The 12,455-nt window shown below is 45.3% G+C and carries 12 protein-coding genes; 4 read left to right on the forward strand and 8 right to left on the reverse strand.

Annotation, left to right across the window (positions count from 1 at the left end):
- Positions 1–109: 109 nt before the first annotated feature.
- From FPZ45_RS04010 to FPZ45_RS04030, 5 genes are all read right to left on the reverse strand, one after another.
- Positions 110–1,339: an MFS transporter gene (locus FPZ45_RS04010; RefSeq protein ID WP_144698684.1), complete on the reverse strand. Its 1,230-nt coding sequence runs from the start codon at positions 1,337–1,339 to the stop codon at positions 110–112.
- Between the two features lie 169 nt (positions 1,340–1,508).
- The gene (locus tag FPZ45_RS04015; RefSeq protein ID WP_144698686.1) at positions 1,509–1,730 is read right to left on the reverse strand and encodes a hypothetical protein; all 222 of its coding nucleotides are present in this window, start codon (positions 1,728–1,730) and stop codon (positions 1,509–1,511) included.
- Between the two features lie 403 nt (positions 1,731–2,133).
- Positions 2,134–2,742 (reverse strand): class I SAM-dependent methyltransferase, encoded by a 609-nt coding sequence (locus FPZ45_RS04020; protein ID WP_144698688.1) that lies wholly within the window; start codon positions 2,740–2,742, stop codon positions 2,134–2,136.
- 110 nt (positions 2,743–2,852) lie between these two features.
- On the reverse strand, positions 2,853–4,127 hold the full coding sequence (locus FPZ45_RS04025; protein WP_144698690.1) for an MFS transporter: 1,275 nt from the start codon (positions 4,125–4,127) through the stop codon (positions 2,853–2,855).
- Between the two features lie 59 nt (positions 4,128–4,186).
- Positions 4,187–4,618, reverse strand: coding sequence for a MarR family winged helix-turn-helix transcriptional regulator (locus tag FPZ45_RS04030; RefSeq protein WP_144698692.1), 432 nt, complete (start codon positions 4,616–4,618; stop codon positions 4,187–4,189).
- Positions 4,619–4,794: 176 nt separating this feature from the next.
- On the opposite strand from FPZ45_RS04030, the gene FPZ45_RS04035 reads away from it, so the two are divergent.
- From FPZ45_RS04035 to FPZ45_RS04050, 4 genes are all read left to right on the forward strand, one after another.
- Positions 4,795–6,162 (forward strand): dicarboxylate/amino acid:cation symporter, encoded by a 1,368-nt coding sequence (locus FPZ45_RS04035; RefSeq protein ID WP_186438221.1) that lies wholly within the window; start codon positions 4,795–4,797, stop codon positions 6,160–6,162.
- A gap of 142 nt (positions 6,163–6,304) precedes the next feature.
- Positions 6,305–6,661, forward strand: coding sequence for a PadR family transcriptional regulator (locus tag FPZ45_RS04040; protein ID WP_144698694.1), 357 nt, complete (start codon positions 6,305–6,307; stop codon positions 6,659–6,661).
- A complete protein-coding gene (locus FPZ45_RS04045) occupies positions 6,642–7,709 on the forward strand; it encodes a hypothetical protein (protein WP_144698696.1) in 1,068 nt (355 codons plus the stop codon). Before FPZ45_RS04040 ends, FPZ45_RS04045 begins: the two co-directional genes overlap by 20 nt.
- A gap of 128 nt (positions 7,710–7,837) precedes the next feature.
- Entirely contained in the window at positions 7,838–9,160 is a 1,323-nt protein-coding gene (locus tag FPZ45_RS04050; protein ID WP_144698698.1) for a sensor histidine kinase, read from the forward strand.
- Here FPZ45_RS04050 and FPZ45_RS04055 read toward each other — a convergent pair.
- The 3 genes from FPZ45_RS04055 to FPZ45_RS04060 are packed head-to-tail and all read right to left on the reverse strand — an operon-like array spanning position 9,148 to position 12,414.
- On the reverse strand, positions 9,148–10,506 hold the full coding sequence (locus tag FPZ45_RS04055; RefSeq protein WP_246120310.1) for a sensor histidine kinase: 1,359 nt from the start codon (positions 10,504–10,506) through the stop codon (positions 9,148–9,150). The two genes, FPZ45_RS04050 and FPZ45_RS04055, sit on opposite strands and share 13 nt — an antisense overlap.
- Before the next feature lie 47 nt (positions 10,507–10,553).
- Entirely contained in the window at positions 10,554–10,964 is a 411-nt protein-coding gene (locus FPZ45_RS25650; protein ID WP_246120311.1) for a hypothetical protein, read from the reverse strand.
- Positions 10,954–12,414, reverse strand: coding sequence for a response regulator transcription factor (locus FPZ45_RS04060; protein ID WP_144698700.1), 1,461 nt, complete (start codon positions 12,412–12,414; stop codon positions 10,954–10,956). Before FPZ45_RS04060 ends, FPZ45_RS25650 begins: the two co-directional genes overlap by 11 nt.
- Positions 12,415–12,455 lie beyond the last annotated feature (41 nt).

Here is a 12,455-nt window from a genome sequence, read left to right on the forward strand (position 1 = left end):
TATCGTGGGTCCAAAAATAGGCATACGAAGCATAACGACACAATCTCGATATTGCATAAAAAAACCAAGTCCCTGAGCTTCAGGACTTGGTTTTTCTTAGCGAATGGACTTACTGACTCGTCACTGTCTTTTTTTGTCGCGAACCGTAAACAAGCAAGAAGGTAACCGCCCCTGCTGAGGAAACCGCAAATCCAGCCGCAGCAATGAAATAGAGCGTTTGAATACCCAACGAATCGGCAATCCACCCGCATAATAATAAAGATACTCCATATAAGAGCGATATAAGCGATGATTGGGCGGCAAGTAATGGCGGCAACTCGGAAGCAGGAACGCTAGTCTGATATAACGTACGTTCCGCTAAATCTTTCACCGATTGGGAAGCGCCTAGAATAAGCATGACTCCAAGCGCAGCAAAAGGACTAGACGTGAAGCCAAATCCGAGAGTAAGCAACGCATAACATCCGCTGCCTACCGCGAGCATCATACCCAGATTCCGTATATGCCCGGACAAGCGGCTGATGAAAAGGCTAACGATCACGAATCCGCCCAAGTAGGCCCCGTTTATCCATCCCCACCATATCTCGCCGGAATGCAGACGTTCCCCTACGAACACGAGTAGAAGAGCTCCGGCAAACACAGCCCCGAACAGCGTTTCCCAAGCGTTCATCCAGAGGAGCACTCGCAATTTCGGCACGCGAAAATATTGTCGCCATCCGGCCTGGATCGAACGGAACCACGAGTCGGTACCGGATGCTTCGGATAAGACGGCACCGCATTCGCGGATGAGAGAAGAAACACTCCAAGCTCCGCAAAGCAAGAAAGCCGAGAAGATCAGTACTTGGCCGACGCCGAGCCAAGAAACGACGATAGAACCAAGCGCCCAACCGGCAAGCGAGCACGACTGTACGACGCCTGTAAGTACCCCGTTCGCTTTCAACAGAGAATCTTCGGCCACGGTTAGGGGAACTAATGATGATCTTACCGGAATTGCAATGCCTTCTAGAATAGAGATCAAGAATACCATGCAGACCAATAAGGCAACATTCAGATGTTCTTCGCCGAACATGAGCATATACGCTGCAAGTAAGCCGAGTCCAAGAGTTTGCCCTCCGAGGCAAACGGACAGGAGGCGGCTCAAACGGAACTTGGGAGTGATGACGGGAGCAAAGGTACTGCCAACCGTCATACCTGCTACCCTTAGTAAAGGGTACAAAACGGTAATAAATGCCGAGCCGGATAGATGGTACAGCGTTGCGACCAGCGCCAGGATATACCAGATGTCTCCTAAGGTCGATAGAGCCTGACTGAGCCAGAGTCTGTGGAACGATTTTGTAAGCATGAGCCTTATCCTCCCCTATATTCAGTTGTCAAATGGGTGAAGGAATAAGAGCTTACAACGGGCTAGCCTCCGATCGCTTAATTTAATTCATTGTAACACATGTGCAGAAACTCTTACGTTTTCACTCAGTATGTCTTTCTCTTCGAGAACGTAACGAATATCTGCAAGATTAAAAAAAGAAAAAGGGAAAAAATCCAGGGAAAAAAAACGGTGAAAAGCCGTCAAAAAAGAATGCCTTGATCTCGGCTTTACCCTCTTTCGGGACGAGAATCACATGATCGTCTTTAACGTCTTTTACGATACCTGAAATGACGGCACCATTTTTATAATAAGCAACAATCTTTTTGTTCTTCAATCTTTTCTTCTGCGCAGCGGTCAAAGTCGTTGCCATGGAGGAACACCTCCTTCTATATTAGTCTTTTATTTTATGAAAGACTCGTCATCATGTCGTGGACATCTATTTACCTTTTACAAAATGGATTCATGAATAACGATGTTTAACATCGCCATTCATATGATTTATCGATGATATTTCCGCAATAGCGATGTTCTTCATCGTTATTCGCCTGTTACTTGGTTATTTGACCGCTATTGTGCAGCTAATAACGATATTTTGTATCGCTATTGGCTTACCCATCTAGCCAGCTTTGATCAACAATGATGTTTTCTATCGTTATTGATAAAAAAGGATGAAGTCCTTCTCTACCCCGAACAGTTATTAATTCTTATATGCTAAAAAAACCAAGTCCCTGAGCTTTAGGGCTTGGTTTTTTTCATGTAAACTCTGTCGGCACTTAAGATGTCCCCGGCTTCGCCCAGAGAAGATGAACCATCTTGAACATGTGGCTCTCCGAGCGCGTAATCACCATACCCGATTGGCGAACCAATTCGGGTATATTCCTTGTATGGTGGCACCCGATGGCTCGAAACAACAACGGATCAAGCATCCTCTGAACAGTGGAAACGATCGCATTCGAGCTTATCCCATGCTCCATCAATAGAATGCTTCCCTCCGGCTTGCACCATCGTCGAAGCTTCTTCATGACGCGCAGCGGGTTCTCATAGCTACAGAAGGATAACGTAGAGACAATCGTATCGAAGGAACGGTCCGGAAATTCCAGCCCTTCGATGTCCGTCAAAATAAAATCCGCATCAAGACGACATCCGGCCGCAACTTCCCGCGCTTTACTCAGCATCTCACTGCTAAAATCGGCAGCAGTCACTTTCACTCCTCCGGGGTAATACGGGAAATTCGCTCCAGCCCCTACGGCAAGCTCCAGCACTTCTCCGTTCGCATGGTTGAGAAGGTCCCGGCGCCATCTTCGCAAAGTCTGACCTTCTTTTCTTCTGCCGTATTGAGCGGCTTGCCTGTCGAACAATCGAATTTGCTTCGCCTTATCCATCTCATTCCTCCTCGACCAAGACAGAAACTAAGATGACTATACCGCAAAAATAAATAAGCCGCTATGGCGTGAAAGTTTCAATTTAAATGCCATAGCGGCGAGATTCCGGTTCATGCTGTTTGACTTTTGCCGATACGGGTCGAGATGACAGCGGCCAAGACACAGACAAAACCGGCGGCGATGAACGCTGTCGAGTATGTGCCCAGCCAGTCGCGAATAGCTCCTGCGCCATAAGCGGCCGTGGAAGCGCCAAGCTGGTGGGCGACGACGATCCAGCCGAAGATCATGCCGGAGCGCTCCTTTCCGAACTCTTGCGTCGAGAGCTTCACCGTTGGCGGTACGGTGGCAATCCAATCAAGGCCGTAGAATACGCTGAAAACCAAAAGTTCCATCGGACCGGCACTGAGCGCGTAGGGCAAAAACAGCAGCGACAATCCGCGAAGCCCGTAGTACCAGAAAAGCAGCCACCGGCTATCGAAACGATCGGATAGCCATCCGGATAAAGTCGTGCCCACCAGATCGAACAGGCCCATCAGGGCGAGCAAGCCTGCTGCCATCACTTCTGCGATGCCGAAATCGCCGCAAGCCGGAATCAAATGCGTGCCGATCAGGCCATTCGTCGAAAATCCGCAGAAGAAGAACGTGCCCGAGAGCAGCCAGAACGCTCGGCTCTTGAGTGCCGAACGAAGAGCAAGCAGCGGCGATAGAAACAGATTGCCTTGAAACGGCACTGGCGCCTCTACTTCCATCGCGCCATAAGCAGCCGTTCCGATATCCGATGGATGATTCCTCATGAAAACAGCCACCATAAGCAGCAAGATGACAAGTACGGCAACGGCCGCATACACCGCGTATTTCCATCCGGCATGAACGGTAATTTGAGCAAGCAGCGGCAGAAATAGCAGCTGACCGGTAGCGGCGCTGGCGGTCAGAATGCCGACGACAAGTCCACGGCTTTTGACGAACCAATTGTTCGAGATCGTGACGCCGAGTACGTTCGCCATAAAACCGGTCGCAATACCGGTGACGAGCCCCCACAGCACTTCAAACTGCCAGATGGCGGTCATCAAAGGGGTCAGCGCGAGTCCTGCCACCAAGGTAGAGATCGCGAATATCATGACGCGCCGTACGCCGAACCGTTGCAGGAACGCGGCCGAGAACGGACCGACCAACCCGTACAGTAAAATCCCCATAGAGACGACGCTTGAGATGCCGCCTCGGCTCCAGCCGAATTCTTTTTCGAACGATAACATAAAGATGCTTGGCATCGAGCGAATGCCGGCGGATACAAGCAGCGTCACGAACGTGACGGCGACGACGACCCAGGCGTAATGGATACGCGGCTGCTTCCTGTAAAAGGTTTCAGTCTGAGGCAAATGATTCATGATCTCACCATTCTTTAATTTTGTTTGTACATACAATATAACTCGCATGGAAATGCGTATCACTTTTCCATTTCTTCGCTGGAAAAAACCAATTGCCTCGAGAGCTCCGACGCGAACGACTTGCCCAAAACCTCTTCGTACCGTTCGCTCAAGTTTTTGGATGCCTGCTTAATCACAGGCAGCACATCTGCCCCCTTCGGGGTCGGATAGATACGTACTGTTTTGCCTTCCACCTCGCGCTTTACAAGCTTTCTAGTCTCCAGCTTATCGACAAAACGGGTCAGTGTTGACGGCGCCACAGACAATTTCTCGGCAAGCTCTTTCTGGGAGATGCCGGGCGTCCCGACCGCAAGCCGAATCAAGTAGCCGTACATCGGGCTTAATCCCGTCGGGGCAAATGCTTCTTCCGCGATCTTCGTGATCGTGCGGCCTAGCCGATTCGCGGTGAAAAATAAGCAGTTGGTCAAAAAGCTTTCATCCGGTTCGTTCATTTCGGCACCTCCACCTATTTTGTATGTACAACAAATATAAAGACATTGTATTCGGATGTCAATGGGGGGCGTTTCATCTTTGCACGGCAAAAAACCGATTGACAACGGAATCGTTTGTATGTAAATTAATTAAGCAATACCAAGTAAAACACTTGACTTAGGAGGGAAATTACATCATGAACGATATCCAAAACAACTTGCTCTCGGCGGTCGAAACAAACTGGTACAGCTTTGTGACGTCCATAATCGCATTCGCCATTCTGTTCTTTTTGGCAAGAAAGCGGCTCGGATTTGGACTACGCGTTATTATCGGAATGGGACTCGGCCTCGTCGTAGGGATTATTTTTCAGAATCTGGGCTACGAGACGAAAGGCATTACAACGTTCGGGAGCATTTATGTCAATCTGATCCGAATGCTCGTTATTCCGTTGGTATTCATTCTCGTCTTGAACAGCATCTCGTCCTTAACGAGTCTGGATTATTTACGCAAAATCGGATTCAAGACGTTCGCTTGGTTTCTTGGCACGACGGGCGTCGCTTCGATTATCGGTCTGTTGATCGCCCTGCTGTTTAACCCGGGAAGCGGCATTCAACAAGCCGTTCCGGAAGGCTTCACGGCCCGCGAGATTCCGACGTTCTCTCAAGTCATTCTGGATCTCGTACCGTCAAATCCATTCAACGAAGCCGCTCAAGGTAAGGTCGTGCCCGTGCTGATCTTCGCCCTCTTCCTTGCGGTTGCCATAATCAAGGTCGGCTCCAAGAACGCCGAAGCCGTCAAACCGGTTCGCGATCTGATTCAGTCGGCCACGCAAGTGATGCATCAGGTCGTCAAATTCATAATCCGCTTGACGCCTTATGGCGTGTTCGCGCTGATTGCCGGAATTACCGCCAAATACGGTTGGGATACGCTCCAAGAACTCGGTAGCGTCATCGTGACGTCGTATGTCGCGCTAATTGTTCACTTCGTCCTCGTGTTCGGCGGACTCGTTCTGTTCGTTGCGAAGGTGAATCCAATTCGGTTCTTCCGCAAAATTTACCCGACGATCGCCGTCGCTTTCACCACCCGGAGCAGCTATGCCGTCCTTCCCGTGAATCTAGAGGTTATTACGAAGAGGTTGCACGTTTCGCCGCGCATCGCGAGCTTCGTAGCCCCGCTTGGCGCATCCGTCAACTTTAACGGCTGCGGCGGCATATGGCCCGCGATCGTCGCGGTGTTCACCGCTCAAGTATTTGGAATCGACCTTTCGATTACGGATTACATCATTCTTGTCATTGTTAGCATCATCTCTTCGATCGGCGTAGCCGGCGTGCCCGGCCCTGCGGTCATCTCGACAACCGTCGTGCTTACGGCGCTTGGCCTTCCGCTCGAAGGAATCGCGATCGTCGCGGGCGTAGAAGCGCTCATCGATATGGGCCGTACCGCGGTCAATGCGACAGGCACGACCGTGACCTCGCTGTTGGTCGCCAACTCCGAAGGCGAGTTCGACCGCGAAGCATTCAATCGCGACGAGGACGAGGAAGATATCGCTTTGAATGCCGTATAATCTAACTTAGCGTTAGTATCGCATGAATTGACTAAAGAAACTCCGATCGGTTGGATCGGAGTTTCTTTTATTTTAAAAATTAGATTAATGTGTACTTTACAATAGTGTGCGTCACACACTATAATAACGACAGGTGATAAATATGGATGAAAAAACCAAATCCGAAGAATTGATTCAAGGGCTAATGCAGGAGCTTAGGCGCGGAACATTGATGATCAGCGTTCTAAGCCAGCTGAAGAAGCCGCAGTACGGGTATTCACTCGTTACTGTACTGGCGGATCGGGGAGTAGATATCGATGCCGGCACATTGTATCCGCTGCTTCGCAGGCTGGAGAAGCAAGGCCTGCTCGCTAGCCAGTGGGACACCGACGAAGCTCGTCCGCGTAAATATTACCTGCTAAGCGAGCTGGGCAAAGATGTGTACGACAGGTTATGTACCGAGTGGAAGAAGATGACGAATATTATGGAGGGATTAATCGATGGCAGCGGTGAAGAATGATGCAGAACTGATCGACCGTTATGTTTATGCGGTTACCAGTAGATTGCCTGCCGGACAGCGGGCGGATATTGAGCGTGAACTTCACGGACTGATCGAGGATATGCGAGAAGAACGGTCGCAAGGCAGAGAAGATCATGCAACCCTTACAGTAGAAGTACTAACGGAGCTTGGTCATCCCGGGAAACTGGCGGCGCAATATCGCGAGACAAAAAGATACTTGATCGGTCCGGAGTTGTTCGATAGGTACTGGGTTGTTCTAAAGGTCGTTGGAATCTTGTCGTTAATCGGCGTTACGATTGCATTTGGAATTCAACTCATTCTGGATCAGTCCAGCACGGAACAACTAATTGTCAATTTTATAGGTTCGTTGTTTGAGGTAGGCGTTTATACGGTGGCTTGGGTGACTATCGTTTTCGCAATAATGGAGTACACCGGCGTGAAAGCTGCCGATATCGGTCGAAAGAAAAAAGGTGCCTGGCACCCTTCGGAATTGCCCTCTATTCCGGACAACGGAGCGCGAATTCGAATATCCGGTTCAATCGTGTCGATGATGTTCTACATTTTCTTTTTCGTGATTTTCGTCTATTCCAACCTGTTTGGCGTCTTTCTTCATGTTGGGTCTTCAGCATACACGTATATCCCATTTTGGAATCAGGATATTGTCCACCAATTTTTTCCTTTCTTCTACGGTTTGCTAGCCTTGTTTATCTTGCGGGAAGCGATCAAGCTGTTCATCGGGCAATGGACGACGAAACTTGCGCTCTATACGCTCGCTGCGGATGCAGCTATATTCATTATTTACGTTTTCTTGTTGGCCGACCAGTCGATCTGGAATCCGAGCTTCATGAACGATTTGCTTGCGTCGGGAGCGGTTACGAGGAATGTAACAGCAAGTACTGATAGCTATACGACTGTTAGCCGGATATGGGATATCATTCAGGAGAGGGCGCTGCTCATTATCGCACTGGTGATGGTTATCGAGAATGCGTCCAATTTCTATAGAGCGACCAAGAGCCACGTATCGACGAAGGAACGTGTGGCAGGCTGATTCCTAGGGAGTAAAAAGAGGCTGAAACCACCGAGTGCATTGCCATCAACCTCACGCATAACCTAAAGAAACTCCGACCTGACTGGGTCGGATTTTCTTGTTGCATCGAGTTTTTGGAATTTTGTAAAATGGAAAAAAATGATATAATTATGTTGATTTTTTTCATTAATCGTTTGGGAAACGGGTGGGAAATGACAAAGAATCTGTTCTTAGATTTTCTTGATATTTTATTCCCGATTTTGCTTTATCAATTTGTTTTGCTTACCAAATCTTCAATAAAAAGATCATCTATAACGAACCAAATCTTGCTTGGCCTATTGTGCGGAACAGCAATCCTATTATCCATGGTGCTGCCTAGCGTGATTGAAAATGACTTTAATGACGATCTAAGAAACATCCCGCTGATTGTTTCCTTATTGTATGGGGGATTCATTAGCGGAGTTGTTTCTTTTGTTTGCTTAGCCTTATGTCGATTATTTATTGAAGTTGACGGTTCTTTTGCTCAGGTTGCGGCAGCAGCAATTGTTTTTGTTGTGGCCTCCTGTTTTAACCCTCGTTTTCTAAAAAGAAAACCTGCAAATCGGATAATCATCACGATATGCCTGCTGATTTTTTCATGGCTAACGTCATTGCTTTCCGCGATCTACTTGAACCAGGCCAACGAATTTACTGATCTCATGATCGTGCAAGTAAGTCTTATTCAACTTGCCGCAATGATGATGACTGTCTTTTTAATGGAAGTAACCCTGAAGACAACCACCATGCAAGAGCACCTTTTACATACAGAAAAGCTAAGTCTAGCAAGTCATTTGGCTTCTTCGGTAGCTCACGAGCTTCGTACGCCGCTAACCGTTATCAAAGGGTTTATCCAATTGTCATTAAAAAACTCGGAGGGGAAAACCAAAGCGTACTTGGAGAATGCCAAATCCGAACTTAATCGTGTGGAGTACACTTTAAGCGATTTCTTAAACTATGCAAAGCCGCAGCTTGAGCATATTGAAGATTTCGCCATTTCGGATATGTTTAATCAAATGATGGAACCTATTTATCAATTATCGCAAATGAAAGATGTACGATTGGAAATACACTCCGATGACGATCTATGGATTAGAGTAGACCGGCTAAAGTTCGTTCAAGCCATTACAAACATTGCGAAAAATGCGATAGAAGCCTCCAACTCGCATTCTGGTACCGTTTCAATACAAGCATTTAAAGGGAGCGACTCCGATGTGTGTATTAAAATTATCGACAATGGGTGCGGAATGTCGGAGGATGAATTGGACAAACTCGGAACCCCCTTCTATTCAACCCAAAACAATGGAACCGGACTCGGATTAATGGTCTCTTTTAAGATTATTAAAGCATTTAACGGGAAAATCGAATATAAAAGTAAAAAGGGCAAAGGAACGGAAGCTCTAATATGGTTGCCGTCCATAAATCAAGTGTCATAACCATTAAGAGAGGGAATCTTAACGCGTACTGTCGTTCCATAACCTATCCGGCTTTCTATTTGCACCCCATAATCTTCTCCAAATAGCAGCTTTATTCTATTATTAATATTGGAAAGACCGATACTTTTCCCGGCGGCGCTGTTTTCCGTTTTCTCCGAATATTCCCTGTTCAGTTTCGCTTTAATGGTCTCAAGCTCATCCTTGCCTATCCCTCTTCCGGAATCCGACACTTGAAAGATTACATCGCCGTTCTCGTCTATACTCCCGTTCACACGAAGATGTCCTCCTGCATCCAACCTTTCGAGACCATGATACACTGAATTTTCAACAATGGGCTGCAAAATCATTTTAGGCGTTTTCATTTCCAATATCGTTTCATCCACATTTACTTCCATAGAAAACTTGTCTTCGTATCGAATGGAAATAATATTCATATAGGCCTTAATACTTTCAATTTCTTCACTTATCAGAACTAGATCGTCGGTTTTAATGCTGTATCGAAAAATCTTGGACATACATGAAGTGATCTGCGCGATTTCCTTGCTTCCGTATTCAAGTCCGATACTGCTTATGCAATTTAATGTATTATAAAGGAAATGCGGATTGATTTGATTCTGCAAGGCGGAAAATTCAGCCTGCTTTTTGCTCAGTTCCGACTCATATAACCGAGCCTGCGTGTTGAACATGTTTCGTGTCATCTCTTCCATCTTGTCGATCATGCTGTTTATCGCATAAGCCAAAACGCCAATCTCGTTTGTCGAGCGCACCTTTACTCGATAGCCTATATCTCTTTCGCCGATTTTTCTCATATCCGCCACAAGCCCCATAACAGGCCGCGTGAGATTATTCATCAAAAAATACCCCAAAATAATCAAGCTTAGAATGATGCCGATTCCTGCTATTATACTTATACTTTTTAACGCATTCATGTCCGTCGTCAATTCATGCACCGGAATGAAGCTTACGATGCTCCACCCTTCCGCCTGTTCCAAGTCCTTTTTGTGAACGATTACGTCCTCTCCGTTTATTTTGGTTTTTAGCCCATCGGTCAAACTATTGCTGTCTAGGGAATGGATATCCTCAAATAAAAAGTCTCGGTCATTCTCGCTATTCGATGCAATGACCTCATTTCGGCTGTTCAGAATATATAGAGTGGAGTTAGGCGTCAGTTCCGTATTCTCGACAAGTTCTTGCATCTTTTCCATATTGACCATAACCGAAAGATAACCTGTTTTTTGAGAAAAATGGACCCCGCCGATCGATTCGATAATGGGTGCTATATAAAAGAAATTTTCTCTTCCTGTTTTTTCGTCTTTTAATATTTTTGTAAACGTTCCTTTATTCACAGGTTCGCTTTCATTTTTGTATGCACTGATAAATTCATCGTATTGTTTTAAAAAAAAACATCTCCATTGGCGTAAGCTAAACTGCTAACTCGTCTTTCCTGATTATCGTTAATAACAATTCCGTTCACATAGGAATTAAAGGACCTCATATATTCCATTAGATCGATGACATATGGGCCTAAATCAAAACCCCTCTTATAGTCGTCATCTTCAATGGTAAATTCTTGTATCTTTTTATTATTAGCGACTATGCTCGTACTGACTTTGATATCGTTAAAAACGGAATCTATTTTTTGGCGCGTTTGTTCGATTATTGTATTTCCGTAATTGGCGGCTCTTTTCTGAGTCAGATTATAAAAGCTGTAATAAAAGAAAAATTCCATTGCCGTAAATAAAATAATCGCAATCAAAAAGATCAGCAAGATCTGATGTTTAAGTTTCACTCTGCTAATTTGCACATGCCTCACTCCGATCAACTTTTCTGAATCTCGTAGGCGTTATCCCGCATTGTTTCTTGAATACTTTATTGAAATAATAGTAATCCATAAATCCAACTTTTATCGCGACTTCTTCAATGGACAATGTCGTGTTTTTCAAAAGCTCGCCGGCTTTTTTTATCCTCAAATCGGTGATATATTCCGAAAAGGTTTTGCCCAAATTTTTTTTGAATAATTGGCAGCAGTACACTTGGTTAATAAAAAATTTTGCGGATAAATCTTTAAGATAGAGCTTGTTATGAAAATGAGTATCTATGTATTTTACCATCTGAATAAAGTAAGAGTTAATATTCCCTTCATGAATATGCTGATTGTTCAGCTCCTTGATGTAGATAAATACATCATGTAAAAAACCGCATAATGAATCAAAGTTTTCAAAGCGCTCCTTCAGTTCGGAGTAATTCAGGAAATCCAGTTCCATGTCCTTCAGTTCTTCGTAAAATGTGCCCAGCAGTACGCTGACCACTTGATTCCATAAATAAACTACCTCGCCCATGCCCAGATCATGATGCTTGAAAAAATCGACGAATCCATTAATAACTTCATCCATTTCCTCAAACTTCTTCTCTTGAATAATCGAAGAGATCTCATCAATTAACGGCTTGATGCGGCTTAGCTTTTGCTCATACCTAAATATACCTTTTTCTTCATAGAGGAATACTTTTGACGCTGCGATATCAGCTTCCTTGATCAGCTTCGAAATATGGTCGATATGATTAGAAATACTGCTGATTCCTACCGCTTTTATATCCGGACTCGCAAAAGCCGCACTATCAATCCGATCAATCCCATCCGATTCTTTTTCGCTCCTGAGAATATACAGTTTTTTTCTTGATCCTAATTCAACTTCCAACGTATTTTCCATATCCAATAGTTTTGTTTCGCTGCAATTGTTTTTCTCGCTGTTCGAATAAATAATAAGCACGCGATAATAATCGTTAGATGAACGATCGAAAAGTGGAGTTAATCTCTTTAATTCATTTTTATCCGTTGAGGTTAACGCCTCTAAGATTACGTTATTTCTCATACTTCTCTTCTGAGAAAAATGCAATGCCAGCTTTTCGATTAATGGATCTGCCATTTCAATATCTATAGGTTTTAGGAAATAATCCAGCGCTCCATATCTTAAGGCCTCCTGCGCATAAGCAAATTCGGAGAAACCGCTTACAATTACAAACTCAACATCCAACCCCTTTTTTTTCGTCATCCCGATCAGGTCAAGGCCGGAAATTTCAGGCATTCTAATATCCGTAAAAACCAGGTCCGGACTCTCCTCGCATATAAAATCAAATGCCTTATGGGCGCTTGTAAATTGACCCGTTATTTCGAACCCGTATTTATTCCAGTCAAATGCATTGCGTATTCCTTTTATTGCCCAGGGTTCATCATCTACAATAATAACACGATACATAAGTACCCCCTTGAAACTCTTAAATTCATATAAGCCGCTGA

Origin of the sequence: Cohnella terricola, from assembly GCF_007786475.1 — a bacterium.
In the GTDB taxonomy this organism is placed as follows: Bacteria; Bacillota; Bacilli; order Paenibacillales; family Paenibacillaceae; genus Cohnella; species Cohnella terricola.